Source organism: Mucilaginibacter rigui (genome assembly GCF_014773275.1).
Lineage (GTDB): Bacteria > Bacteroidota > Bacteroidia > Sphingobacteriales > Sphingobacteriaceae > Mucilaginibacter > Mucilaginibacter rigui_A.
In genome coordinates, this window is the sequence record NZ_JACWMW010000002.1 from 95,088 (window position 1) to 121,496 (window position 26,409).

Below are 26,409 nucleotides of genomic sequence, written 5' to 3' on the forward strand. Positions count from 1 at the left end.
ACATTCAAGAAATAAACTTATTTAATAATTATAAAAACAAATATTCAACTAATAAATTAATATAATATGAACGATAACACAAAAGTGGTTGTCGCGCTGCTGGCAGGATTAGCGGCAGGAGCGGCATTAGGAATCTTATTTGCACCTGACAAAGGCACCGAAACACGCGACAAGCTTTCAGAATCATTAATAAACCTTGGCGATTCTATAAAAGAAACAGCCGCTGCAGAAATTGATAAACTTGTTGGCTTAAAAGACAAAGTGGTTGATAATATAAAAACCAAAGTTAGAGGCGCCGAAGAAGAATATCAGGACGACCTGGAACACGCATAATTTACCGTTGCAGGTATATATCAATTAACCCGCAACAAACTATAATATATGGAACCCGAAAAAGAAGAACCAACACGCCCGATTATTGACCAGCTAAAAGAGTATGCTGAAACACGCTTTAAACTCTTGAAATACGAAGTTATTGAGCGCAGTACGTCTATCATAGCCGATGTTATAACCGATTTGGCCATTATAGTGGTATTGGTGTTAACCTTTTTATTCGCAAGTTTCACGCTGGCGTTATTCATGGCCGATGTTTTGCACTCATACTGGCAGGGGTTTGCATGCGTTACCGTTTTGTATGCACTTATTGCAACGATAATAGCATTTGCCAAACGCAGTTTTGAAAGGCCAATTATAAACGCAATGGTCAGAAAATTTTTTAAATAACGTATGGGAACACCTATCAGAAATATATTGGAGCTGCAGGGCGAAATTGGCCGCCTGAAAAATTTAGAAGCCCAGCAGGCTATAGCCTTAAAAGCCAGGTTTAGCGGGCCATCGGCTATTTTTACAACAGTGCTTTCGCTGTTCCCAAAATCGCCAACGGTTGATGGCATAAAAGGTGCAGGCTTTTTTAACCAGGACCTGTTAGGCCTTATATCAAGGTTTGCGTTGCCGCTGGCCTTAAACAAAACATTGTTCAGGCATTCTAACTTCATTGTTAAAACACTGGTGGGCATATTGTCGCAAAAGGCATCGCATTACATCAGCGAAGACAATGTTAGTGGTGTTTGGGGCAAGGCAAAAGGTTTATTTAACAACCTTTTTAAAAAGAAAGATAAAAAAGATAAAGAAACCGGGATAGTGCTTGAAAAAGACGACGTACCGGCATATCAGCCATATTAAAAATCTTAAAACCCTGTTGCGAAACACAGTTTTAGTGGAGAAGGGATAGACCTACAGGGTTTATCCCTTTTTTAATTTAGGCAGGTTTTGGGTTTAACCACAGCGTTAGCAGAGGTTTTCACGGAGAAGCGCAGAGATTTTGCTATGATGTGTTTATTAAACTTATTTTCCATTCCCTCCCTGCAACCTCTCGTTGGGGAGGGATCCGATAGGTATCGGATCGCACATACCACCCCATATCATAATCAAATTCTAAACCTCTGTGCACACTGTGCTTTTCCCTCCGTGACCTCCGTGGTTAAAAAAAATCCATGTTAACACCACAAATACTTATTTTTGCATTTTTATGGGAAAAGATAAGATAAGGCGCTTCGCCGAGATAGAAACATTCAGCAATGTTTTACAGTTAGATGCCGGTAAACCATTTAAAGGCAACTGGGCCTCCGGGTTTTTCAAAAACAACAACCCGGTTGTACTGGAACTGGCCTGCGGTAAAGGCGAATACACCGTTAACCTTGCGCAGATGTTCCCGGATAAAAATTTCATTGGGATTGATTACAAGGGTAACCGCATTTGGCGCGGGGCAAAAACCGCGCTGGAAGAAGGCGTAAACAACGTTGCCTTTTTGCGGATGCAGATAGAGAACCTGGTTGATTATTTTGCCCCCGGCGAAGTAGACGAGATCTGGATCACCTTCCCCGACCCGCAGCCGCAGCTAAGCCGCGAAAAGAAACGCCTTACCTCGCCACGCTTTTTAGATATGTACCGCATTGTATTGAAGCCTGGCGGCTACATGAACTTGAAAACCGATAATGATGGCCTGCACGCTTATACCGCCGAAAAAATAGCCGAACTTAACCTGCAGCTTTTTGTGAAGACCGAAGACCTTTATCATTCTGAACATGCCAATGAGGTATTATCCATCAAAACCTATTACGAGAAAAAATACCTTCAGCATAATAAAAACATCAACTACCTTAAGTTCTCATTTTAACCACTGCCATGCCCGACTATACCTTTTTCGACAATGTTTATGATGTGGTCAGGCAGATCCCTAAGGGCAGGGTAACATCCTATGGTGCTATAGCGGCTTACCTGGGCTCTAAGCAATCATCGCGCATAGTAGGTTACGCCATGATGGCTTGCGGCACTGCAAACCCACCCGTACCTGCGCACCGTGTATTAAACAAACAGGGCTTACTAACGGGTAAATTCCATTTTGGGGGTGATACTATGGAGCAGATGCTGCAAAGCGAAGGCATTGAGGTTATAGACAACCAGGTGCAAAACTTTAAAGCTATTTTTTGGGACCCGGCTATAGAATTGGCGCTTTAACGCACTATTAGCCAAAATATCCCCGGGCCGGCAAAATAGGGTTTGGTACGCCCATCATACTTAAAAAGAGTGGACGCGGCAACCATCATCCCTAAAACAATGGCTAACGCTATAAACCGGTGCAGCTTTAAAGGCACATCCTAAACATCCCAAAACTATAATTGGTAACGCAGAAACAAGCCAACAATTTTGCAGCGCCTTATACAAGTTGCAGCAACTCCATTCGGTTACCAAAAGGGTCTATAAAGGCAAAGCGGCGGCGGCCGGGGATAACCGGTTCTTCCACTATCTCCACACCGTTAGCTTCCAAATGGTTGCGTGCGGCATCCACATCGGCAACCTCCATGGCGGTATGGCGGATGCTTCGGGGCAACGCCGGCTCAACACCAATATGCAACTGCACATCGCCAATGTTTAGCCAGTACCCGGCAGATGAGAAAAGATGGTTGGGCCGGTCAATCAGTTCCAGTCCGAGTACTTTTGTATAAAACGCTTTTGCTTCCTCCAACCTTTCGGGCGGTACGCAAACATGAAAATGGTCGGCTCGTTTAAAAGAGATCATATACCAAGTTACGTATTAAAACAGGTAGTTGATGCCACCTTCAAACGACGAATGATTAATAGCGCCAATACCTTGTACTGTACCCAAAGTAGTATAGCCTATATGCGCCTCGAAATGGTTATTAAACAATACGCCCATTTTTATAGGAAGTGAAAACCAGTTCTTGTCAAATTCAATATCTAACGCGTCAGATTTTGAAACATTAAGTTTATAGGTAGACCAGTTGATGCCTAAACCTAACCCTGCAAAAAACTTAACATCATCCGTTTCGTAAAAATTATAAATAAACTGTGGTAAAAACCCGAAAGTAGTTTGCTTTACATTAAGGCTGTTATTATAATGCCCGCTATTAAATTGCGACGGGATATTATCCCTTACAAAGGTATTATTGAAGTAGGTGAATTCGCCCCTGAAAAATGCTCTTCTGGTATTTTTATTAAATAGCAGGTCGGCACCGGCCGAAAAAAACGCCCCGGAATTTTTAACACTGGCGCCTGCATCTACAGCATCATATGATCTAAAAGTAAGGGTAGCATTCCGGCCGCCACCACCGGCAAATAACCGCAGTCCAACAAGGCTTTTACGGTTGCTCACTTTTGTATCATCGTTGTTTAACAACTGCAAAACTTTAAACAAATCGCCCTCATTATAACTGGCAGCCATTATTTTACGGGTAAGCTTATCATTTGTAACGTTATACTTATTTACCAGCGCCAGTAATTGCAGTTGGTATGATCTTACAGTTTTTACTACATGCCCGTTTTCGCTAAAAACATAATAATTCAATTCTGTAATAGAATGATCGGCCTCCTCATAAGTATAAAACCGTGTTTTTACCCCATCCTTATATGACAGAAGCGAGGATTGTTTGCCACGGTAAATTAGCTTCAAAAAAACATCAGCAGTAATTGATGTGCTGTCAATTGACGATGGCAGGTTTGGTGGGTCTATTTTGCCTTTGCTTATTGATGCCGTAAAAGCTATATAATGTTCAAACTCACTGAAGGCTACTTCGCGTGCTTCGCCGGTTGTTAACGTTTCGGGCTTATCGTTATTCGTTTTTTTAAATAAAAAGGTTTGGGGGGTATTCCACCATTCGTGATGGTCAATCACACCCCTTACGGTGTCACCCTGAAAATTAACAATGTAGCCGGATTTAAAATTATTTTGTGCTTTGCTGATGCACGGGCACACTACAATTAGGACAAGTGCGGTAAAAATATATTTCATGTATAAAGTTTAGGAGCGCGAAAATAACAGAAATATTGAATTTACCCCGCCTGTTTGCTAACTACCTAATCTTATTCGTGCTCAGCAAAAGTTAAAACGTAGTTGTTATTATCCAGTATAGAAAATTCTGTAGCGCCGTAAAACGTTTTCTCAAGGCCTTTAAGTACGGTAACCTTATCTTTTATTCCCTCAAAAAAACTTTGGATGTTTGTTAGGTTGATATATAGCAGAAGCGAGCCGCCATAGGTACGGTTTATCTGCGGCAGGTCGTTAGCCAGGCTCTCAAACGTCTGGAACATAACGGTAACCTTGCCGTTGGCCATCATCACCCAAACCAAATCATCGCCGGTTTCGGGTACGCTCATGGTTATTTCAAAGCCCAGTAGCCTGTAAAAAGATACGGTAGCTTTTATGTCGGTTACAAAAATGTTGGGGGATAAACTTTCCATATTGGTTTTAATTATACGGTAAATTTAGGATAAATCGGGCTGTATGAAAATAAACATTTATACCTTTAAAAATAATATGATGGTGATTTCAAATCACTAATTCACTAACTCAACAAATTACTAAATAAGCACCCTATGGGACAATTAATAAACGACTTTGAAGCCTATCGTACCAAAATGAACGAGAGGATTATGGAAACCGCCAACACCAACATCAAGCGCTTCTTCGCGCTTGATACCACCACCTATGCCGATGGCGCGTTAGACGTGAAAACAAAAGAAATGCTGGGCCTGGTAGCATCTATGGTTTTACGTTGCGACGATTGCATTAAATACCACCTGGGTAAATGCCACGAAGCAGGCGTAAAGCACGACGAAATGAACGAGGTATTTATGATAGCCAACCTGGTAGGCGGCTCTATCGTTATCCCGCATTACCGCCGGGCGGTTGAGTATTGGGATGAATTAAGTCTTGAGTCTAAAGTCTGAAGTCTTTAGTAAAAAGTCCGCATTAATTATATCTTTAAACCAACTTAAATCTATTTATAATGAGTTCGTTTAGAGATCTAATGGCTTATAAAAAGTCGTTTGCACTTGCGATGGAAATTTTCTGGTTGACGAAAAACTTTCCTAAAGAAGAAACATATAGTTTAATTGACCAAATACGAAGATCTTCGAGATCTGTGTTTGCTTCTATTGCTGAAGCTTACAAAAAACGGAAATATCCCAATCATTTTATCAGTAAGCTTACTGATTCTGAAATGGAAAACGCCGAGACTCAAGCATGGCTCGACGCTTCTTTGGCGTGCAATTATATATCTCAAGAGAAATATAATGAACTTAATAAGCAAAGTGAAGAAGTGGGTTATCTTTTGATATACATGATTAACAATCCCGATAAATTTAAATAAGCGATGACTTCAGGCTCAAGACTTTCGACTCCAGACTTAAAGAGATGCCGCTGGTGCGGAACAGACCCGCTTTACATGGAATACCACGATAAAGAATGGGGCAAAACCACGCATGATGATAAGGTACTTTTCGAGTTCCTGACCCTGGAAGCTGCCCAGGCTGGCTTAAGCTGGATAACCATTTTACGCAGGCGCGATAATTACCGCAAAGCCTTTGCCGGGTTTGATGTGCAAAAGGTGGCAAAGTTTGATGACAAGGATAAGGAACGATTAATGAATGATGCGGGCATCATCCGCAACCGTTTAAAGATAGATGCAGCCATTAATAATGCAAAGCTGTTTATAGAGGTGCAAAAGGAGTTTGGCTCGTTCAATAACTACCTGTATAGCTTTATGCCCGATGGTAAACCTATCACTACCTACACAGGCCCGCACGTTAGCACACCCGAATCTGACGCGATAAGCAAGGACATGAAAAAGCGCGGTTTTAAATTCTTTGGTACCACCATTTGCTACGCCCACATGCAAGCCACCGGGATGGTGAATGATCATATCCCGGAATGCAGCTTTAGGTAATATCATAACGAATCCCGAATGCTGAATTTGGAACGCCAAAGTATTTCATCATTCAATATTCGAAATTCTGTGTTCGATATTAACATCGTGAATTGTACTTTTGAATAATCGGTGTAATCCTAACATCGGTGCTATCAATAATAAAAATGAAGAAGCTTTTTCTATTGGATGGTATGGCCCTGATATACCGGGCGCATTTTGCTTTGAGTAAAAACCCGCGCTTTACCTCGGGGGGACTAAATACTTCGGCGGTTATGGGTTTTACCAACACCCTGCTGGAGGTTCTGCGTAAAGAGAAACCCACCCACATGGCCGTGGTTTTTGATACCGATGCCCCTACCGAGCGCCATACCGAATATGAAAAATACAAAGCGCACCGCGAGGCCATGCCCGAGGATTTAAGTAAAGCTCTTCCCTATATATTTAAAGTAGTTTTAGGTTTCAACATCCCGCTCATAACCAGCGATGGTTATGAGGCCGATGATATTATAGGCACCCTTGCCAAAAAAGCCGAGCAAAAAGGCTATCAGGTTTACTGCATGACACCTGATAAGGATTTTGCGCAGCTGGTGTCAGAGAATATCCGCATTTACAAACCGGCCCGCATGGGTAACGATATGGAGATACTGGGTGTTAAGGAAGTACTGGAAAAATGGGAGATAGAACGCCCGGAGCAGGTGATAGATATCCTGGGCCTTTGGGGCGATGCGGTAGATGGTATCCCCGGCATCCCCGGCGTTGGCGAAAAAACGGCTAAAACCCTCATCAAACAATATGGATCGGTTGAAGAAATTATAGCCCACAGCCATGAATTGAAAGGTAAGCTGCGTGAGAACGTAGAGAAGTTTGCCGAACAGGGCCTGATGTCGAAAAAACTGGCTACCATTAACCTGAACTCACCAGTTGAACTGGATGAGGCGGGGCTGGAAATGTGCGCGCCAAGTAAAGACTTACTGGAGCCACTTTTTGCCGAGCTGGAATTCCGAACCCTTGGCCGCCGTGTGTTTGGCGATGATTTCAGCATTACCGAAACCCGTGCCGTATCAGTACAAACCGACCTGTTTGGCAACCCTGTTGCTGATGGCCGCACCACCCTATCGGTTGATGTGCAGGATATCTACGAAGCGCCAACCCCTGTTGAAATCAAGAACATCAACACCATTGAGCACGAATATATTTTGGCCGATACCTTTGAGAAACGCGCCGACCTTATTAACATACTAAAGCAGCAAAAGCATTTTTGCTTTGATACCGAAACCACCGGCACCGATGCCAACCAATGCGAGCTGGTGGGTTTATCATTCGCGGTGAAGCATAACCAGGCATGGTATGTGCCCGTACCTGTTGAGGAGGCTGAGATCATTAAGATAGTCGCCGAATTTAAACCTGTTTTTGAGGATGGCAACATTGGCAAAACCGGGCAGAACCTGAAGTTTGATATACTGATGCTGAAATGGTACGGTGTGGAAATGAAGGGCGACCTTTTTGATACCATGATGGCGCATTACGTGATAGACCCGGATACCCGCCACAACATGGATATCCTGGCAGAAAACTATCTGCAATACAAACCCGTTTCTATTACCGAGCTGATTGGCCCCAAAGGTAAAAACCAGGGCAACATGCGCGATGTGGAAATTGAAAAAATAAAAGACTACGCCGCCGAAGACGCCGATGTTACCCTGCAGCTACGCACCGTTTTTGAGCCTAAGATAAAAGAAGTAGAGGCCGAAGACCTGCTGCATAAAATTGAGAACCCGCTGATATACGTACTGGCCGATATTGAGCACGAAGGCGTAAAGATTGACCACGAAACATTAAAGGATTTTTCCAAACTATTGGAAACCGATATTGCCGCGCTGGAAAAAACCGTATTTGAAAAAGCCGGTGTAAGGTTCAATGTAGCATCGCCAAAGCAACTGGGCGAGGTGCTGTTTGAGAAACTAATGCTTGACCCGAAGGCCAAAAAAACCAAAACCGGCCAATACCAAACCGGCGAGGATGTGCTTTTAGCACTTGCCGCCAAAAGCGATATTGTAAGGGACATATTGGATTTCCGGCAGTTGCAAAAGCTGAAATCTACCTACGTAGATGCCTTGCCAACCATGGTGAACCCAAAAACAGGCCGGGTACATACCAGCTATAACCAGGCGGTGGCGGCAACCGGGCGTTTAAGCTCAAACAACCCTAACCTGCAAAATATCCCTATCCGTACCGAGCGTGGCCGCGAGGTGAGGAAAGCCTTTATCCCGCGCGATGAGAACCACAGCATCGTATCTGCCGATTATTCGCAGATAGAACTGCGCATCATTGCCGAGATCAGTAAAGACCCAAATATGCGCCAGGCTTTTATTGATAATATTGATATCCATACTGCTACTGCCGCTAAAGTGTACGGCGTAAATATTGAAGATGTAGACAGCACCCAGCGCCGTAATGCCAAAGCGGTAAACTTTGGTATCATCTACGGGCAATCGGCATTTGGCCTATCACAAAACCTGGGTATCCCGCGTAAGGAGGCTGCCGAGATCATCGAAAACTATTTTGCCCAGTACCCCGGCATCAAACAATACATGGCCGATACCATGAACTTTGCCCGCGAGAACGGTTACGTAACCACCCTGATGGGCCGCCGCCGTTACCTGCGCGATATCAACAGCGCCAATCAAACGGTACGTGGCTTTGCCGAGCGAAATGCCATCAACGCGCCGATACAAGGTTCGGCTGCGGACATGATCAAGATAGCCATGATCAATATTCATAAGGAGTTTAAAGCCCTGAAACTGGATGCCCGCATGACCATGCAGGTACATGATGAGTTGGTGTTTGATGTGCCTAACCACGAGATAGAAATTGTAAAGCCCATTATACTGGACAAGATGAAAACCGCCATCAAAACCGAAGTGCCGATTATGGTTGAAATTGGTACAGGATTGAACTGGCTGGAAGCGCATTAAGAATATTAATTCCTTGTAACTATTTGGCCCCGATTATCGTCTTCCAAATAGTTTAACTGGTTTATGAAAAAATTGCTTTTTTGTTTTATTGCTTTCTTTCCTATAAGTACGTTTGCCCAGAATTGTGATTGCCTTGTAAATTTTGATTACACAACCAGCCATATAGCAGATAGTTATTCGGGATACAGCGACAAAGTAAAAAGTAAAAACCTTAAAGAGTTTAATACCTTCACAGAACGCCTGCGGCAAAGGGCAGCGAATGCAACCGGCACAGATTCTTGTTACGTTATATTAAAAACATGGGTAAATTATTTTAAAGACCATCATTTGCGGGTACAATTAGATTGGCGTTACCGCAAAAAATATCCGGAACAGGTGAAACAGCTTAATAAGCTTTTCGCCGCTAAAGATGCTTCGCCCGTGCCCAGCGAAAAGTTGGACAACCAAACAAGCATCAGGCAGCTTAATGCAAACACCATACTGATCAGGCTACCTTCTTTTGAATGGAGTGAGAAAAAAACAATTGACAGCCTTTTTAAAGCCAATTATGAAAACTTTAAAACGGCGCCTAACTGGATCATAGATATCCGTGGTAATGGCGGAGGTACCGACTATGCATTCAACTCTTTGCTGCCGTATATCTACGCTAACCCGGTGCACATTAAACCGGATGAATACCGATCATCAAAAAACAATATTACCGTTTTAGAAAGCAACTTAAAAGACCCCGACATGTCTGAGGCCGCTAAAGATTTTTTAAAGAAGCTGGTTAGCCTGATGAAATTACATCCTAACCAATTTGTAAACCCATCCGGTAAAGAATCGTTCGAGATCAAACTCGACTCTGTTTATACATTCCCCAAAAAAGTAGCTATAATAATAGACAGAAACAGCGCAAGCTCTACCGAATCATTTTTACTGATGGCGATGCAAAGCAAAAAAGTAAAAGTTTACGGAGAAAATTCGGCAGGCATGTTAGATTATGGCAGCTATCAGTATTTTGATATTCCATGTGCCGACCTTAATCTTGTTATTCCTATTGCAAGGTCTAAACGGCTGCCTCAATACCCTATAGATAATATTGGGATAACCCCAAATGTAAAGATTAACGCTACTGAAAAAGACAAGATCGGGTTTATTCAAAAGCGCCTGGAGCGATAAACATAACAGCTTGTACTAAATCTGCCAGTATGAGTAAAAGCCCGGGCATGAACTGGCTGGAAGCGCATTAATACAATGCCATTATGTAAAGTACCAAGCAATCTATAAGTGAAAAGTCGGCGGTATATCTATTATAAGACGCGGAGTACCGCATCTCTCCATGATCGTATCCGGTAGAGACGCGATACTTCGCGTCTCTCGCCATCTTACAAAACCTTATTAACAAATTTATAAATAACCCCGCCCCCCAATTCTCATTTATGCCGAAATTGCAATTAACCGCCATTTCTGATTAAATAATATCACTTTTTTAAACACATTTTTCAAATTATGTGTTTGTTCATTTGGGGAAATGTTTAGTACCTTAAACCAATATATAATCCCGAATGAGAATTTTTCACCTGAGTGCCGAATGCTACCCCATTGCCAAAGTTGGGGGCCTTGCTGATGTGGTTGGCGCGCTGCCCAAATATCAGAATCTGGCAGGGTTGCAGGCCGCTGTTGTGATGCCTTTTTACAACCGCAAGTTTGTTCATGAAAATATATTTGATGTTGTTTTTCAGGGCACTACACTACTGGGTACACGCAGGATATATTTTGAGATACTAAAAGAACAAACCAATAAACTGGGTTTCGAGCTTTATCTGATAAAAATACCGGGGCTGCTGGATAGGGAAAATGTTTACAGTTATCCCGACGAGAGAGAACAGTTTCTGGCTTTCCAGATCTGCTTTCTTGACTGGATAAACTGGAGCGGCCAAACACCCGACCTGGTACATTGCCACGACCACCACTCGGGCCTGGTGCCATTCCTGATGTACCACTCAAATTTGTACCGAAGGCTGGCTCATATCCCAACTATATTTACAATACACAATGGGCAATATCACGGCGCATTTGGCTGGGATAACTTGCATTACCTGCCCGAGATTGACTTTTATAAAACCGGCCTGCTTGATTGGAACGGCGGTATTAACCCGCTGGCATCGGCAGTAAAATGCTGCTGGCGGTTCACTACAGTTTCGCCAAGTTATTTGCACGAATTGAGCATTAGCTCTAACGGGCTGGAATACCTGTTTTATGTAGAGCGTGATAAGGGCATAGGCATCATTAACGGTATTGATACCGATGTATGGAACCCCGAAACCGACCCTATGCTGCCCGCGCATTTCACCGCCGCTACGGTAGCCAAAGGCAAGCAAAAAAATAAAGAGATACTGTGCGAACGCTTCAACCTTTCGCCGGATAAACCACTCATAGCCTTTATAGGCCGTTTGGTTACCGAAAAAGGATCGGACCAGTTGCCTGCCGCTATAGAGCGGAGCATTAAAGAACATGGCGACAAGGTAAACTTCCTGGTACTGGGCGCAGGCGATAATGCTACAGAAATGTCGCTTAACCTGCTCAAGCAATTGTACCCGCAAAACTGCAATGTATTTATAGGGTATGATGAATCATTGGCACACCTGATATACGCCGGTGCCGATTTCCTGCTGATGCCATCGCGGGTGGAGCCTTGCGGCCTTAACCAGATGTACGCTATGCGCTACGGCACTATGCCAATAGTGCGCAGCACCGGCGGTTTAAAAGATACCGTGATTGATTTTGGCGATGAAGGCGGTTACGGTATACGGTTTGAGCATGTTGCCGCAGATGATATTTGCGTATCGGTGACCCGCGCGGTTATATTATATAAAGACACCCGCAAAATGCAAACCTTGCGTAAACGCATGATGGCCCTCGATTTTTCGTGGGACCGCTCGGCAAAAGAATATATGAACCTGTATGAAAGTTTAATTCCTAAGATATGACATCGAAAGTAATCAGTATTGTACTTGGAGGCGGCCAGGGCAGCCGTTTGGCACCATTAACACAAACCCGTTCAAAACCGGCAGTGCCTATTGCGGGTAAATACCGTTTGGTGGATATCCCCATCTCAAACTGCCTGCACTCAAATATCAGCCGCATATTTGTATTAACGCAGTTTAACTCGGCATCATTAAACAAGCACATCAAAAATACTTATCACTTTAGTACGTTCAGCACGGCTTTTGTTGATATTTTGGCTGCCGAGCAAACCCCTACCAGCGGCGGCTGGTTCCAGGGTACAGCCGATGCAGTAAGGCAAAGCCTGCACCATTTAGCCACGCACGATTTTGATTATGTGCTTATACTATCGGGCGACCAGCTTTACCAGATGGATTTTGCTGAAATGATACAGCAACATATTGACAAAGGTGCCGAAATATCAATCGCTACCATCCCTGTAAATGCCCAGGACGTACCTGGCTTTGGCATCTTAAAAACGGATGAGAACAGCATGATTACATCGTTTATAGAAAAACCCAAAGCCAATTTTGAGAGCTGGGCTTCTGAAGTTAGCGATGAGATGAAAGAACAGGGCCGCATTTACCTGGCATCGATGGGTATTTACCTGTTTAACCGCGACTTATTATACGAATTGCTGGAAGGTAATGATCACCCTGATTTTGGCAAAGAAATTATCCCTCAATCAATTGAAGGGCATAAAGTAATGAGCTACCAATACGAAGGGTATTGGACAGATATCGGAACTATCCCATCTTTCTTTGAAGCCAACCTTGGCCTTACGGATGACATTCCTAAATTTAACCTTTTCAATAAAAACCAGATTTATACGCGTGCACGCATGTTGCCGCCTACCAAAATATCAGGCACACTGATAGATAGGTCTATCATTGCTGATGGTTGCATTATTAACGCGGCGCATATTATCCACTCCATTATAGGCATCCGCACACGGATTGGTGTTTCAAGCGAGATTGAAAGTTGCTATGTAATGGGGAGCGATAATTATCAAACGCTGGAAGAAATTGCTTTTGCTAAAGAAAACAACCTGCCTATTATGGGCATTGGCGACAGGTGTACTATCAAAAATGCCATCATCGATAAAAACACTTATATAGGCGATGATGTAAAGATAAACTGTGGTGATCCTCTGCCTGACGGCGATTTCCCGACGCATACCGTTACCGACGGAATTGTGATAGTAAAGAAACGTGCGGTAATACCAAGCGGCACCATAATTTAATTTTAAAGATAGCAGAACAATCAATAGTTAATTTGTTTTATATATAAATTATAAAACTTAAATTAACGTGTTATGAAAAAGACTATCTGTATGATCGCGGTTGCCGCCATCTCTTTCGGTAGTGTAAATGCATTTGCTGCAATGCCGGTGCAAACACAACAGGACACATCTAAAACGAAAAAGAAACAGATGAAAAAGAAGATGAAGCACAAGAAGATGATGAAGGACACCGCAATGAAAAAAGACACCGCAATGAAGATGTAATTCTTCCAAAAAACAAAAAGCCTCCCGATAAGTCAGGAGGCTTTTTTGTGGTTATCCAATTTTACAGTTCTACACTTTCGCCTATGGCAGGTAACTGTAGGTTTAGCCCTGCTTTTACAAACTTAGCGGCCACTTCTTCTTTGTCTATCTTTATTACCGGAAACGAATCGTAATGCACACCGATAATATTTTTACAGTTTACAAAAGCCGCGGCTTTTATGGCATCGTCGGCACCCATGGTGTAGTTATCGCCTATTGGGAAAATTGCCCACGCGAGGTTCTCATCTGCCAGCAACTTCATATCATAAGTTAGCGCGGTGTCGCCGGCAAAGTAAATCACCTTCCCTTCCGAATAAATGAGGAAACCTGCAGGGTTACCGCCGTTACTTCCATCAGGCAATGTGCTGGAGTGTATGGCGGTTACCATTTTAACCCGGCCAAAATCAAAATTAAAGCCGCCGCCAATGTTCATCCCGTGCACATTATCAACCCCCTGCTTACCCAGCCAGCCGGCAATTTCAGCTATACAAATAACTTTTGCGCCGCTGTTTTTAGCTATACTCACCAAATCGGCAACGTGGTCGCCGTGCCCGTGCGATACCAAAATATAATCGGGCTTAAGGCTGTTTACATCAATATGTTTAGCCAGCTCGTTTGGCGTAATAAAAGGGTCAAATAACAAAGTTTTGCCATCGGCTACCAGTTCAACGGTAGATTGGCCATAATATGTCAATTTCATAGTTGTGTTTTTAGATGTATTACCGATTATTTGTTAAACAGGTTGCCTAAGCCGCCCATTCCGCCAAGCATAGCGCTGGTCATGGCAGCCATCTCGCTCTGGCTAAGGTTTTCGGCTTGTTCTATGGCTTTGTTTATGGCAACAACCAATAGTTCTTCCAGCTCCTCTTTATCGGCATCCTTAAAAAAGTCGGCATCAATATTAACCGATTGTACCACTTTATTACCATTAGCCTTTACGCTTATTTTGCCGCCTTCAGCAGTGCCGGTAACGGTTATAGCATCCAAACGTTTTTTTACTTCGCCAGCCTTTTGCTGGGCTTCCATTAATTTATCGAACATAATGTTTAAGTTATTGGTTGATTAAGTGAGTAGTTAAGTGGTTGAAGGGGGAACCATTCACCAATCAACTTAATAAACCACTCACCCCAAATTAATCCTCCGCTGTATCGCCGTTACCGGTATAGGCTCCTTTACGCACTACCGGCATACCTGTCATTTTAAACAGGTCATCCAGGTGCAGCAAGCTGCCGTTAACCATATTACCTAACAAAACAATGGTAACATCGTTTTTCATATCTCGTAAAAATATATGGCGAAAGCCGTGCCACCAGCCTGTATGGTAAATAACCTTTTGGCCGGGGCTTTCAAATATGCGCCAGCCATAGCCATAGCTAAAGTGCCCGCGTATCATGGGGTTGCGTGCGGTATAAGCCGAGTCTTGCGTGGCGGGTTTTATTAGTTTACCGGCTTTAAGGGCCTGGTCAAAAACGTACAAGTCGGCAACGGTGCTGTAAATGCCCTTATCGCCAACGGGGCCATCTAAAAAGTTTTGCGCTACCGAATACTTCCAGCTGTTGCGGTCGTGCCCTACAACATCAACAGGTATTTTATCATAAACCGCTTTCGAGTACACGGCAGTGTGTGTCATGCCGGCGGGTTTAAAAATATTCTCTTTCATGTAATCGGCATAGCTCATGCCGGTTACTTTTTCTATGATGGCGCCAAGCACCATAAAGTTGCTGTTGTTATATAAAAAGCTTGCATTTGGTTTGTTAAAACGGGCAGGCTTGTATTTAGCAATCAGGTCCATTGCCTCTTTATTGGTAAGGCCTTTCTTTTGGTTAAGGTGTTGGGTGCGGTAAATGTTATCAACAAAGTAAACATAGTTCATCATCCCGCTGCGGTGTGTAAGCAGCAGGCGAATGGTTACGCCATCGTATGGAAAATCCGGAAAGAAATCTTTTACATCCTGGTCAAGCTTGATCTTGCCCTTCTCCCACAACTGCATAATGGCCGTACCCGTCATGGTTTTGGTAACCGATGCCAGCTCAAATTGCGAAGCCAGGGTGAGGCTGTCGCGGGTTAGGTGGTTAGCCCAGCCGAAAGACCCCTCATAAATTATTTTGCCCTTTTTAGCTACCAGTACATTGCCGTTAAAACCGCTCACCTTATGCAGGTGCTGCATAAACTCCTCAATTTTCTTATCGCCCTTACTGGGGTCATATTTAAGTATTTCGGCGGTATTAAATGGTTTGCCGTTATCAGCTTCACCCTTTTTGTTGTGGCCGGGAGACGAGCAGGAAGTAAACGCGAGAAGGGAAAACAGAAGGGAAATGACAGTTGTGCACACTTGTCTCATAAATAAAAGTTCTTTCACTTAAACGAAGGCGAAAATTAGAAATTATATAGGAGGTAAAAGATTAAAATTCAATTAATGTTTCAACAATGTTAAAAACAGGCTAATTTTAGGTATGCGAAATTTACTGCTGATAATTGTATTTACCCTTTTAAGCCTTCAATATTCATCGGCACAAGATGTAGCTGCCCTGATAAAAGATGGCCGGCAACTAAGCAGCCAAAAACAATACCCCCAAGCTATTGAAAAATACAAAAGCGCTTTACTAATTGAGCCCGAAAACCCACAGGCAAATTACCAGTTAGCTTTTGCGCTGTTTGCAAGCGGCAAAGGCCCGGAGGGGTTACCCTATCTGGATAAGGTTGTAGGCGCCAATAAGAACACTCCGCTAACCGCTGCATCCTACAGTTTAATGGGGAGTATTTATGGCAATGCTAAACAGCTGTCTAAAGCAATTGACGCATATAAGAATGGCATTAAAGCCGATAGCACCAACCAGCGCATTTATTACAATTTAGGCATTGTGCAATACCGCAGCAAGCTATATACCGATGCCGAACAAAGCTTTGCAGATGCTGTTAAGCGCGATTCGGCAGATGCGGGCAGTGTACGGATGTTTGCACTAACAACCTTTCATGAAAATAAACGCGCCGAAGCCATACTGGGTTTTTGCCGCTTTTTACAATTAGAGCCCAACAGCAAGCGCAGCGCCGAAGCCTTTGGTAACCTGCAAAATATTCTGCAAAGAGGCAGCCTGCAAACCGAAGAGGGCTATCAGCCTACATCTGCCACCAAAGCTGAAGCGTTTACACAAAATAAGATCATCAACAAGGTGCTGGCCGGTTTCATGACACGCAAGTATGAATCGCCAACAGCCTTGCTTACCGCGCAATTAAAGGAGCTTTTTGCTGCCTTTGGCGATAAGTACAAATACGCCGCTTATTTTAACAAACTTTCGCAGAATGACAATTTTGAAACGTTTGTGAGAGTAATCAGCCAAAGTGATGTGCCTGAAAATGCTAAATGGGTTGTAGAGAATAAGGATAAAATGAGTGCTTATGAGGCATGGGTAAAAACCACAACTATTCGTTAAACCACGCCAGACAAGGCAGCTTTTACCTTCTCGCGGTTGAGCTTTGATACCGGGATCTTTGTATTATCTGTTAATAATAAACTGCCACCATCTTCGCGCAGCCAGCTTTTTATATAACTCATATTTACCAGGTGCGATTGATGCGCACGGATAAACCCTTGGCCGGTTAGCATATCGGCATACTCTTTCAATGTTTTTGATACCAGGATGTGTTCGCCGCCGATAATTACAAATTTGGTGTATGTATTGTCAGCCTCACAACGTACAATATCGGGGATGTTCACATAACGTGTTTCGCTGAACATGGGAAGGGCTATACGTGACGGGTTTTTTTTATCATCCTTCAAATAATCAAGCAGATGGTTTAACCGTTCATTTTTTTGTTTTTGCTGGATTGCTTTGCGGGCTTTATCTACCGCATGCTTCAGCTCATCAATATCTATGGGTTTCAGCAGATAATCCAACGCGGCAAATTTGATGGCCTGGATGCCGTATTGGTCGTACGCGGTAACAAAAATGATCTCGAAATCGATATCGCCAAGCTGTTTCAACAGGTCGAACCCCGATCTTCCATGCAGTTGTATATCCAGAAACACCAATTGAGGCCGGTGCAATATTATCGCCCGCAGAGCATCATCAACGTTTTCGCTTAAGGCGCAAATTTGTACATCGGGCGCATAAACCTGCAATAGCTGCTGTAGGTTTTCCCGGTTTGATGTTTCGTCGTCAATTATAAGCGTTTTTATCATAGCCAGTTTTGCAGCTCAATGGTTATTAATGTCCCGTTGCTGTTTGATGCCGTATGCAGCAATATATTGGTATTTTTGTAAACCTGGTTTAGCAGGGCAATGCGGTCTTCACAAAGCTTAAGCCCCATGCCTGTGCCGTTGGTAGCGGCAAAACCTTTACCGTTGTCTTTTACGGCAAGTACTAATGTACTGCCTGTTTTTGTAATAATGATACTGATGTTGCCCTTTTCTTTTAAAGCCGATACACCATGCTTAACCGCGTTTTCGGCAAATGGTTGTAGCAACATGGCCGGTATTTCAATCTGCTGGTCTATCTCCTGCTCGTTTATTTCAATATCAAACTCAAAGCCAAAGCGCATTTGCTCCATCTGCAAATAATCGTTCAGCAGGCTTATCTCCTGTTCAATGGTAGTAAGCTCTTTGTTACCGTCATCTAATATATTGCGGGTAAGGCGGGCAAATCTACTGAGGTATTTATTGGCATTCTCTACCTCGTTTTTGTTCATCAGGTTTTGGATCCCCGCCAGGGCATTAAATATAAAATGAGGGTTTAGCTGCGCCCTTACCGATTGCAGTTGCAGCGTAGCTATCTGCCTGTTCTGCGCTTCGCGTTTAAGCTTTCGTTTTTGGCTGTCGCGATACATGGCAAACATAAAACCACCGGTAGTTAACAGAATAATAACAATATAGCCCAAGGTTTTTACCGAAATGGTACGTTGTTTATTTAATGCGGGCAGTACCGTAAATTTAACATTTGTGGCCAAACTGCGCAATAAGGTAATGGGTTCGCCACCAGGGCGGTATATTTTAGGCGTAAACGTAATTTGGTATTTGCCCGGGCTTTTCCAAAACTCTTTGTAAAGGTTAAACCGCGAGTTGTTTTCGCCAAGATTCAGGCTATCAGTATGCCCCTTTATTTCTCTTTTAAGGCTAACCTTGTAGTTGTATAAACGTTCGCCATTGGTAATATCAAACCTTATGTTCTGGACAGAATCATCTGTACGGAACTTAATATCATCTTTTGAGACCGTCTCAATAAAGTCTTTTACTTGTAAAGGTCTTTCGGATACTATGCCTTTACCATTTACATATTTAAAATATTTCTCGTTAGTTTGTTGTAAATCGGTTAAGCCTTTCGAATAAAATCCATTATCAGGGATTCTAGAGCTTTTGCTGAGATACTGTATATAACCATACACTTTTGCAGGCTCTACAGGTCTCCAGTCGATAAGTATTGCATCCTGCTCGCTAAAGTTTTTAATATTGTACATTTCAACCTTCAAAAACTCACCTGGTGAATAATTGAATTTACCTAAATATGCGTATTTAATACTCCCATCAGCAGAGGTTTTAATAGACGCGGGCGGCCTCCATCCAATAATTTCCTGGCTGTTGTTTTTGATAACCCGGTACAGGTAATTACCTGCATTTTGTTCCGAATCGATATTTTGTGCAATGATCTCTACGGATGTTGTACCATCAATCAAAATACTGGTAAACTCTTGCCCGTTGTTATGCTGCTCTAATCCCTCGTAAATTTTGCTTTTGCCGCCTTGTTCAAAACGCACACCTATGTTTTGTTTGCCCAGCCAGTTAAAATAATAATGCTCTGCAGATAATTTATTAAGGCGTACCTGTTTCCTGTAACGAGCCATTTGTTGTGGAGTAGCATTGTTTGTATCAATATAGGTATTGCCTACAAGCACTTTGCCCCTCATATATTCCTCGTACGTTGGTAGCTTTTGCGCAAATGCATTGCTGCAAAATGCCACAAGGCATAAAATGATCAATATGGGTTTAGCGAATAGCCGTTTCATGATTTTGGTGTTAAGTTAATATTTGTTTGCTGATATAAAACTGCACTCTTTACACATGCTACACAATCATCAAACAGTATCAGGCGGCGTTGCCTTAGTATATGGCATTTTTGCTTTGTATTAATTTTATTGCTACTGGCTTAAACCCACATAAAACCCTAAATTTGCCCCTGCAAAAACATACTATCAATATGAGTTTCAGAACCGAACATGATACCATGGGCGCGGTGCAAGTACCGGCCGATAAATACTGGGGCGCGCAAACAGAGCGCTCACGCAACAACTTTAAAATTGGCCCCGAGGCATCAATGCCAAAGGAAATTATAGAGGCATTCGCTTATCTTAAAAAAGCGGCCGCCTATACCAATACCGACCTGGGCGTACTGCCTGCCGAAAAACGCGACCTGATAGCACAAGTGTGCGATGAGATACTGGAAGGTAAACTGGAGGGCGAGTTCCCGCTGGTGATCTGGCAAACGGGTTCTGGCACACAATCAAATATGAACGTGAACGAGGTGGTTGCCAACCGCTCGCATGTTTTACAAGGCAACAAACTGGGCGAAGGCAAAACCTTCATCCACCCAAATGATGACGTGAACAAATCGCAGTCATCAAATGATACCTACCCAACGGCTATGCATATTGCGGCCTACAAAATCCTGATCGATGTAACTATTCCCGGAATCGAAAAACTGCGCGATACTTTACAGGCAAAAAGCGAAGCGTTTAAAAGTGTGGTGAAGATAGGCCGTACCCACTTAATGGATGCTACGCCGCTTACCCTGGGCCAGGAGTTTTCGGGTTATGTATCACAACTTAACCATGGCCTTAAAGCCCTGCGCAACACCTTCGAGCACCTGAGCGAACTTGCCCTTGGCGGTACGGCTGTAGGTACAGGCATCAACACGCCAAAAGGTTATGATGTTAAGGTTGCCGAATATATTGCCAAATTTACCAATCTGCCTTTCATCACTGCCGAAAATAAATTTGAGGCCCTGGCCGCGCATGATGCTATTGTAGAAAGCCACGGTGCGTTAAAACAGATAGCCGTTTCATTAATGAAAATAGCGAATGATATCCGCATGCTGGCCTCTGGCCCACGCTCGGGTATCGGCGAGATCCACATCCCGGATAATGAACCGGGTTCATCTATTATGCCGGGCAAGGTTAACCCAACCCAAAACGAGGCGGTTACCATGGTTGCCGCGCAGGTAATGGGGAATGATGTGGCTATCAGCATAGGTGGCTCAAACGGCCATTACGAGCTGAATGTATTTAAACCGGTTATGGCGGCAAACTTTCTGCAATCGGCACGTTTAATTGGTGATGCCTGCGTATCCTTTAACGACCATTGCGCCGTTGGTATAGAGCCGAACTATGACGGTATTAAAAAGCACCTTGAAAACTCATTAATGCTGGTTACCGCGCTTAACCCGCATATTGGCTACGAGAACGCGGCAAAAATTGCCAAAACAGCATTAAAAGAAAACAAATCGCTTCGCGAAGCTGCCGTTGGCCTGGGTTACCTTACCAACGAGCAATTTGACCAATGGGTGCGCCCCGAAGACATGATAGGGAGCTTAAAGTAAGCCCCCGACACCCTGAAAGGGGAGCAGAATATAGCCTCTTCCAACCGGGAGGGGCTTCCAAATTATCTGATACGGTTTATGAAAAAACCTTTCGCTTTTTATCTCTTAGCTTTCGCCATTCTGCTAACCGCAAACTGCTTACTGCTAACTGCGTGTAAGTTTAACCCCGACATGCAAACGCCGGGCGAGAGCTACCTGCAGGGCGAATGGCAGCAGGATAGTGTAACAATGCAGAAGCAATTGATAAATTATTCTTTATATAACCTTAAGTTTAATTGCGATTCGTTTTTTGTGCAGATCAAAACTTTCAGCAAAGTAAATAACGGTGCCGACAGCTGCACTAAAAGCGGCCAGTGGACAGAATATGCCAAAGGCGTGTATGACCAGAAGGAGGATACCCTGCATGTACGCGGCTTGTTCTGCAACCCCGATTATAGCTATAAAGACCCAACGGGTTGTTTCCGCTCGGGCGTTTACGAAGAAAGTTTTAAAGTGGTCAAAAAAACCGATTCTGTAGTTCAATTCAATCCAACATCAAGCGTTATAGCATTTAGCGCGCGTTTAATAAAAAGAAGTACCTGTACACCAAAACCATTGTAAAAAATGAAAATCAGCATTTTCAAAAAACTCTTATTAGGCATAGCCATTATTTACCTGCCGGTACAAACTATGGCCTGGGGCACCAACGGCCACCGCATCAGCGGGCAAATTGCCGATAGTTACCTTACCCCAAAAGCCCGTGCTGCTATTAAAGCTATCCTGGGTAATGAATCAATTGCCATGACGAGTAACTGGGCCGATTTTATCAAATCAGACCCGCAGTACAAGTACTTATCATCATGGCATTACATTGATTTTGATAAGGAATACAGTTACCCCGAGATGCAGGCATTCCTGAAACAGGATACTACCACAGACGCTTACACTAAGCTTAATTTTTTAATTGGCGAACTGAAAAAGAAAAACCTGCCTAAAGCAAATAAACTGCTTGCCCTGCGTATGCTGATCCACATTGTTGAGGATGTTCACCAGCCTATGCACACCGCCCATACTGATGATAAAGGAGGTAACGATATTAAGCTTACCTGGTTTAACAACCAAACCAACCTGCACTCTATATGGGATAGCCAGCTGATAGATTTTCAACAATTAAGCTATACCGAATATGTTAGCTGGATAAACCATCCTACCGTTGCGCAGCGTGCCGAATGGCAAAAAGCGCCCATTAGCCAGTGGTTATACGAATCGAGCCAGATAGCCACAAAAATTTATGCCGGGGTTAAAGATGGCGACAAGATCAACGTTTACAAATACAACTTTGATTACATCGCTACACTAAACAATCAGCTTGTAAAAGGTGGGGTTAGGCTGGCCGGTTTGCTTAATCAGATTTTTGGGGCGTAGCCCGATGTGCAGGTGCGGGGATATGCAAATGTGCAAATTCCTGTCATCTGCATATTTGCACATTTACATATCTGCACATCCGCATCATGAAAATACTAATGGTTTGCCTGGGCAATATATGCCGTTCGCCGCTGGCGGAGGGTATTATGCAGCATCTGGCAGATAAAGCAGGCCTGGATTGGCAGGTCGACTCGGCCGGCACCGGAGACTGGCATGTTGGGCAAGGCCCGGACAGGCGCTCTGTTAAAGCAGCAGCTAACGAAGGCATAGATATCAGCAAACAGGTTTGCCGTTTATTCCGCACGCGGGATTTTGATGAATTTGACCTGATATTTGTAATGGACCAGAGCAACTTAAGCAATGTACTTGCCATGGCCGGTAACGATGAACACCACAATAAAGTTAAAATGTTATTAGGTGACAGAATAGTGCCCGACCCATATTATGATGATGCCCAATTTGCCCCGGTTTTTAAACTGATAGAGGCCGGATGTAAGGAGATCATCAAAGAATATTCATAAATTTAGTTTTGGCATTAAACCTACCCCCTTATTTGTAATAATGAATACTAAGATAGTTATGATCCTGAGCGCCTTATTCCTGGCGATAGCCGGTGTGGGCCTCATGTTTTTTCCGCAAGAACTAAACACCTATATTGGTATAGGGTCAAACAAATATTTCGCCCTTGTTATTCAGATTTTGGGAGGGCTTTATTTTGGTTTTGCAATGATCAACTGGATGGCCAAAGGCACCCTTATCGGTGGCATATATAACAGGCCGCTTGTTATTGGTAATCTTGCCCATTTCTTTATCGGGGGCATTGCCTTAGTAAAAGCTGTATTAGCAGATGCTAACATGCCCGTGGTTATTTGGGTATTGGCCGGTATTTACGCGTTGTTTGCTATTGTGTTTGCGCTATTATTTAATCGCCACCCAAATACGCAGGCATAAATAATACCGTATATTAAATTTTATACATTAACGTTTTATAAATTATGAAAAAGACACTTTTAAGCCTGGTGCTTGTGTTATCTATAGTAATGGCAAAAGCCCAAAACGTAGCTATCGATAAAATAACTACATCATACATTGGTGTAAAAAACGCATTGGTTGTCAGCAATGCCGCATTGGCAAAAAGCAGATCGGCCGGTTTGTTAGCGGCGCTTTCTGCACCGGTAAAAGGTTTGCAGCCGGCTCAGCAAAAACTATTAAGCACTTATCTTGATAAGCTAAAATTTGATAGCCGCCACATCAGCGAAACCACCGTTATTGATCATCAACGCGAGTATTTCGAAGGCTTGTCTAAAAACATGTACAGCCTGCTATCTGGCTTAAAGCTAAACAGTACCACCGTTTACCAGCAATATTGCCCCATGAAAAAGGCAGCCTGGTTAAGCGAATCGGAAGATATACGCAATCCATACTATGGTGATGATATGCTTGACTGCGGCAAGGTTACCGCTACTATTAAAGCTGCGAAATAAAAGTATTTAAAGTTAACCACAGGGTTAGCAGAGATCTTTTAAACAAAAGGGCACAGAGATTTAATATTCTCTGTGCCCTTTGTGCTTATTCTTCGTATTCTCTGTAGTGAAATAAAACAATGTTTACATATCCATCCTATCATGATCCAGTGTGCTTTTGCTGCCACCCATTTTCATGAGGCTTGGAATAATGCGCAGGTAAACCTGGGAACCTCTGGTGCCGCGCTATACAACGGCCTAAAAGCCTTCGGCGAAGCATTGAGCGTTGCTTGCCTGCGGCGGCCAGTATCAACACAGCAAGTATATCTTTTCGTTGTGTATGATATCTTATAAATTAAAAAAATTGTACTCAAAACGCACCAGATACATGTTGGCGCTGTTGCGTTGCATATTATTGTACAGCGGGGTACGGTACGAAAAATCCAGCCGGCAAACGCTGTTAAAGATAAACTGAATAGCCGGGGCTATATCAAGGTAGCTTTGATTGTAACCAGGGTTACTTTTACCAAGCAGTTCGGCGTACAGGTTAAGATTCACCTGATCGTAACTGGTGTAACGCTTAGGGAGCAATAAATACCCGGCAGATAAAGTATAGGCAACAGCCTCTTTAGCGCCCGTAATGGCGCCAAAGTTGTTATCGCTATTTAAGCCACGCAGGTAGCTCGCCGAACCGGATACAGCCAGTTTATGCAGCAATTGGGTGAAAACAAGGCCACCCTGTATGCCGGAATTATCGCCCTCTAAAGCAATCTCCTGCATCATATATGGGTTACGGCTTGCACCAACTTTACCAAATACTGCACCACGGAAATGCTTCTGTACGCTATCTATCGACAGGAACCTGTACTTGGCATAAAAGCTGCCACCTTCAAACCTTTGATTATCCTGATAAAAGTTAGAGGTGTATAATGCACCATGCAGCATCAGCGTGCCCGTAGCGCCGTACATGGCCTCTAACGTGGTTCTGTTTTTAAATACGGGCGAGGTGTACCCCTGATTCTCCAGCCTGATACCCAAAGAGTGGGCTGCCATATTGCTGGCCGGTTCCGTATTAACATAAAGCTCTTGCGCGTGCGCAAAGCATGCCAATGCCATAAGGCAAAAAGCCAATAAAATAACCTTCATAAAAGTGTTTTTAAGAAGGCGCTTAAATTGCTAAGTGATAGGTACGCCCTGTAGCTGTAGTGGCCTCTTCAGGATTTTTACCAAGGTGCTTTTTGGTAACCGAGTTTGGCGCGAAACCTTTATCTACAATAGTTACTGATACAGGGCCGGTTAGTGCTTTATCGGCGTTAAGCAGCTTATAGGTATCGGTGCCGTAGGTAAAAGTATTGTCGGCAACCTTGGTGTTATCAAAGTTGAAAGTGGTTTTTAAATAACTTACAGAAAAACCCGAGCTTTTTACCTTTTTGCTGATCTCCTCGAAATTTACAGGCACATCATTTTTAAAAGTGATAAAGTAAACATTACGGATCAGGTCGGGTTTTATTTCGCTTACAAAAGGCAGCGCTTTTAATGATTTCTCGGTAGTACGGGCGCAAAGTGAACAGGTAAGGCCGCTAACTTGTAGTTCGGCTTTTGTAAATTGTGCTTTTGCAACGGTTACACTTGCTATAAATAGGATGATAGATATTTTAAGTAATTTCATGTTTTTAAAAATTGAATTTGAACTGATAGGTTAAAACTTGTTTGGCAACAGGCAACAGATCAAATTTTCAAGTTTCGATTTTTAATGAACGTTGGGGTCTTTCCGACAGGTGCATCCGGCGGGCCGCGATCAAAAAACACATCCAGTAACATTTGGTGTACCGGCAGTATAAAATCCTCAAATGCTGATCGCGGTACATTTACCGGTGATACTTTTGTTAAAAATGAAACGGGCTGGCTTTCATGGCTATCCTTAACTTTTACATCAAATTTAGTGTCCTTACAGCATTTCATTTTGCTTTTAGCCATTGGCTTAATGCAGCTTTTGGCAGGGGCATTAATTTTAATATCGGCAACATGGTTACCGCAGTAATGTAAGTTCAGGGCAAAGCCGGTTGATGTAATTACATACATCAAAACCAAAAATACTACACCTGCCTTTTTCATCATTAAACAAAAGTACACTATTAAGTGCCTGATCTCAAACAGTTAATTGATTTTTTTATTACTGACGCATTGTAAAATAAAATATAATGCTTTTCTTTGTTTAGA

At 43.2% G+C, this 26,409-nt stretch carries 31 protein-coding genes; 20 read left to right on the top strand and 11 right to left on the bottom strand.

Translation table 11 applies throughout. From position 1 onward, the window contains the following. Window positions 1–66 precede the first annotated feature (66 nt). From IDJ75_RS07395 to IDJ75_RS07415, 5 genes are all read left to right on the top strand, one after another. The gene (locus IDJ75_RS07395) at window positions 67–333 is read left to right on the top strand and encodes a YtxH domain-containing protein (RefSeq protein WP_191174998.1); all 267 of its coding nucleotides are present in this window, start codon (window positions 67–69) and stop codon (window positions 331–333) included. Window positions 334–381: 48 nt separating this feature from the next. Beyond that, on the top strand, window positions 382–723 hold the full coding sequence (locus IDJ75_RS07400) for a phage holin family protein (RefSeq protein ID WP_191174999.1): 342 nt from the start codon (window positions 382–384) through the stop codon (window positions 721–723). Between the two features lie 3 nt (window positions 724–726). Further along, window positions 727–1,182 carry a hypothetical protein gene (locus IDJ75_RS07405; RefSeq protein ID WP_191175000.1) on the top strand — a complete coding sequence of 152 codons (456 nt, stop codon included), beginning with the start codon at window positions 727–729 and terminating at the stop codon, window positions 1,180–1,182. A gap of 346 nt (window positions 1,183–1,528) precedes the next feature. Next, window positions 1,529–2,176: a tRNA (guanosine(46)-N7)-methyltransferase TrmB gene (gene trmB, locus IDJ75_RS07410; RefSeq protein WP_191175001.1), complete on the top strand. Its 648-nt coding sequence runs from the start codon at window positions 1,529–1,531 to the stop codon at window positions 2,174–2,176. An 8-nt stretch (window positions 2,177–2,184) separates the two neighbouring features. Further along, on the top strand, window positions 2,185–2,517 hold the full coding sequence (locus tag IDJ75_RS07415; RefSeq protein ID WP_191175002.1) for an MGMT family protein: 333 nt from the start codon (window positions 2,185–2,187) through the stop codon (window positions 2,515–2,517). Window positions 2,518–2,716: 199 nt separating this feature from the next. Here the strand turns inward: IDJ75_RS07415 and IDJ75_RS07420 are convergent, their stop codons facing one another. The 3 genes from IDJ75_RS07420 to IDJ75_RS07430 form a co-directional block, all read right to left on the bottom strand. After that, entirely contained in the window at window positions 2,717–3,079 is a 363-nt protein-coding gene (locus tag IDJ75_RS07420) for a VOC family protein (protein WP_191175003.1), read from the bottom strand. A gap of 15 nt (window positions 3,080–3,094) precedes the next feature. Beyond that, window positions 3,095–4,309, bottom strand: coding sequence for a hypothetical protein (locus IDJ75_RS07425; RefSeq protein ID WP_191175004.1), 1,215 nt, complete (start codon window positions 4,307–4,309; stop codon window positions 3,095–3,097). A 71-nt stretch (window positions 4,310–4,380) separates the two neighbouring features. After that, window positions 4,381–4,758: a VOC family protein gene (locus IDJ75_RS07430; protein ID WP_191175005.1), complete on the bottom strand. Its 378-nt coding sequence runs from the start codon at window positions 4,756–4,758 to the stop codon at window positions 4,381–4,383. Window positions 4,759–4,893: 135 nt separating this feature from the next. Here IDJ75_RS07430 and IDJ75_RS07435 point away from each other — a divergent pair, with 135 nt between their 5' ends. The 8 genes from IDJ75_RS07435 (at window position 4,894) to IDJ75_RS07470 (ending at window position 13,697) form a co-directional block, all read left to right on the top strand. Then, the gene (locus IDJ75_RS07435) at window positions 4,894–5,247 is read left to right on the top strand and encodes a carboxymuconolactone decarboxylase family protein (RefSeq protein WP_191175006.1); all 354 of its coding nucleotides are present in this window, start codon (window positions 4,894–4,896) and stop codon (window positions 5,245–5,247) included. Window positions 5,248–5,327: 80 nt separating this feature from the next. Beyond that, window positions 5,328–5,669 carry a four helix bundle protein gene (locus IDJ75_RS07440; protein ID WP_224746531.1) on the top strand — a complete coding sequence of 114 codons (342 nt, stop codon included), beginning with the start codon at window positions 5,328–5,330 and terminating at the stop codon, window positions 5,667–5,669. A 75-nt stretch (window positions 5,670–5,744) separates the two neighbouring features. Continuing rightward, window positions 5,745–6,245: a DNA-3-methyladenine glycosylase I gene (locus IDJ75_RS07445; protein WP_394368091.1), complete on the top strand. Its 501-nt coding sequence runs from the start codon at window positions 5,745–5,747 to the stop codon at window positions 6,243–6,245. Between the two features lie 146 nt (window positions 6,246–6,391). Then, window positions 6,392–9,202: a DNA polymerase I gene (gene polA / locus IDJ75_RS07450; RefSeq protein WP_191175009.1), complete on the top strand. Its 2,811-nt coding sequence runs from the start codon at window positions 6,392–6,394 to the stop codon at window positions 9,200–9,202. A gap of 63 nt (window positions 9,203–9,265) precedes the next feature. Then, window positions 9,266–10,363, top strand: coding sequence for a S41 family peptidase (locus IDJ75_RS07455; protein ID WP_191175010.1), 1,098 nt, complete (start codon window positions 9,266–9,268; stop codon window positions 10,361–10,363). A 386-nt stretch (window positions 10,364–10,749) separates the two neighbouring features. Then, complete coding sequence (locus tag IDJ75_RS07460; protein WP_191175011.1) at window positions 10,750–12,174, top strand: glycogen synthase; 1,425 nt, start codon at window positions 10,750–10,752, stop codon at window positions 12,172–12,174. Further along, entirely contained in the window at window positions 12,171–13,433 is a 1,263-nt protein-coding gene (locus tag IDJ75_RS07465) for a glucose-1-phosphate adenylyltransferase (protein ID WP_191175012.1), read from the top strand. The genes IDJ75_RS07460 and IDJ75_RS07465 overlap by 4 nt, the downstream gene beginning before the upstream one ends. Before the next feature lie 72 nt (window positions 13,434–13,505). Continuing rightward, the gene (locus IDJ75_RS07470) at window positions 13,506–13,697 is read left to right on the top strand and encodes a hypothetical protein (RefSeq protein WP_191175013.1); all 192 of its coding nucleotides are present in this window, start codon (window positions 13,506–13,508) and stop codon (window positions 13,695–13,697) included. A 61-nt stretch (window positions 13,698–13,758) separates the two neighbouring features. Here the strand turns inward: IDJ75_RS07470 and IDJ75_RS07475 are convergent, their stop codons facing one another. From IDJ75_RS07475 to IDJ75_RS07485, 3 genes are all read right to left on the bottom strand, one after another. Further along, window positions 13,759–14,436 (bottom strand): metal-dependent hydrolase, encoded by a 678-nt coding sequence (locus IDJ75_RS07475; RefSeq protein ID WP_191175014.1) that lies wholly within the window; start codon window positions 14,434–14,436, stop codon window positions 13,759–13,761. 26 nt (window positions 14,437–14,462) lie between these two features. Next, the gene (locus IDJ75_RS07480; RefSeq protein ID WP_191175015.1) at window positions 14,463–14,777 is read right to left on the bottom strand and encodes a YbaB/EbfC family nucleoid-associated protein; all 315 of its coding nucleotides are present in this window, start codon (window positions 14,775–14,777) and stop codon (window positions 14,463–14,465) included. Between the two features lie 91 nt (window positions 14,778–14,868). After that, window positions 14,869–16,077 carry a serine hydrolase domain-containing protein gene (locus tag IDJ75_RS07485; protein ID WP_191175016.1) on the bottom strand — a complete coding sequence of 403 codons (1,209 nt, stop codon included), beginning with the start codon at window positions 16,075–16,077 and terminating at the stop codon, window positions 14,869–14,871. A gap of 112 nt (window positions 16,078–16,189) precedes the next feature. On the opposite strand from IDJ75_RS07485, the gene IDJ75_RS07490 reads away from it, so the two are divergent. Further along, complete coding sequence (locus IDJ75_RS07490) at window positions 16,190–17,167, top strand: tetratricopeptide repeat protein (RefSeq protein ID WP_191175017.1); 978 nt, start codon at window positions 16,190–16,192, stop codon at window positions 17,165–17,167. On the opposite strand, the gene IDJ75_RS07495 is transcribed toward IDJ75_RS07490, so the two are convergent. Further along, a complete protein-coding gene (locus IDJ75_RS07495) occupies window positions 17,164–17,916 on the bottom strand; it encodes a LytR/AlgR family response regulator transcription factor (protein ID WP_224746532.1) in 753 nt (250 codons plus the stop codon). The genes IDJ75_RS07490 and IDJ75_RS07495 overlap by 4 nt on opposite strands. After that, window positions 17,913–19,733 (bottom strand): sensor histidine kinase, encoded by a 1,821-nt coding sequence (locus tag IDJ75_RS07500; protein ID WP_191175018.1) that lies wholly within the window; start codon window positions 19,731–19,733, stop codon window positions 17,913–17,915. Before IDJ75_RS07500 ends, IDJ75_RS07495 begins: the two co-directional genes overlap by 4 nt. Before the next feature lie 191 nt (window positions 19,734–19,924). On the opposite strand from IDJ75_RS07500, the gene fumC reads away from it, so the two are divergent. From fumC to IDJ75_RS07530, 6 genes are all read left to right on the top strand, one after another. Further along, a complete protein-coding gene (gene fumC / locus IDJ75_RS07505; protein WP_191175019.1) occupies window positions 19,925–21,322 on the top strand; it encodes a class II fumarate hydratase in 1,398 nt (465 codons plus the stop codon). A 78-nt stretch (window positions 21,323–21,400) separates the two neighbouring features. Next, window positions 21,401–21,922, top strand: coding sequence for a fumarate hydratase (locus tag IDJ75_RS07510; RefSeq protein ID WP_191175020.1), 522 nt, complete (start codon window positions 21,401–21,403; stop codon window positions 21,920–21,922). A 3-nt stretch (window positions 21,923–21,925) separates the two neighbouring features. After that, complete coding sequence (locus IDJ75_RS07515) at window positions 21,926–22,726, top strand: S1/P1 nuclease (protein ID WP_191175021.1); 801 nt, start codon at window positions 21,926–21,928, stop codon at window positions 22,724–22,726. A gap of 86 nt (window positions 22,727–22,812) precedes the next feature. Next, complete coding sequence (locus tag IDJ75_RS07520; protein ID WP_191175022.1) at window positions 22,813–23,247, top strand: low molecular weight protein-tyrosine-phosphatase; 435 nt, start codon at window positions 22,813–22,815, stop codon at window positions 23,245–23,247. 40 nt (window positions 23,248–23,287) lie between these two features. Next, window positions 23,288–23,677, top strand: coding sequence for a hypothetical protein (locus IDJ75_RS07525; RefSeq protein WP_224746533.1), 390 nt, complete (start codon window positions 23,288–23,290; stop codon window positions 23,675–23,677). A 44-nt stretch (window positions 23,678–23,721) separates the two neighbouring features. Next, window positions 23,722–24,210: a DUF3347 domain-containing protein gene (locus IDJ75_RS07530; RefSeq protein WP_191175023.1), complete on the top strand. Its 489-nt coding sequence runs from the start codon at window positions 23,722–23,724 to the stop codon at window positions 24,208–24,210. Window positions 24,211–24,537: 327 nt separating this feature from the next. Here the strand turns inward: IDJ75_RS07530 and IDJ75_RS07535 are convergent, their stop codons facing one another. From IDJ75_RS07535 to IDJ75_RS07545, 3 genes are read right to left on the bottom strand one after another with little or no spacing between them, the layout of a single operon-like run. Further along, a complete protein-coding gene (locus tag IDJ75_RS07535; protein ID WP_191175024.1) occupies window positions 24,538–25,335 on the bottom strand; it encodes a hypothetical protein in 798 nt (265 codons plus the stop codon). A gap of 22 nt (window positions 25,336–25,357) precedes the next feature. Further along, entirely contained in the window at window positions 25,358–25,858 is a 501-nt protein-coding gene (locus IDJ75_RS07540; RefSeq protein ID WP_191175025.1) for a heavy-metal-associated domain-containing protein, read from the bottom strand. Window positions 25,859–25,917: 59 nt separating this feature from the next. Further along, window positions 25,918–26,307, bottom strand: coding sequence for an HYC_CC_PP family protein (locus IDJ75_RS07545; RefSeq protein ID WP_191175026.1), 390 nt, complete (start codon window positions 26,305–26,307; stop codon window positions 25,918–25,920). Between the last annotated feature and the right edge of the window lie 102 nt (window positions 26,308–26,409).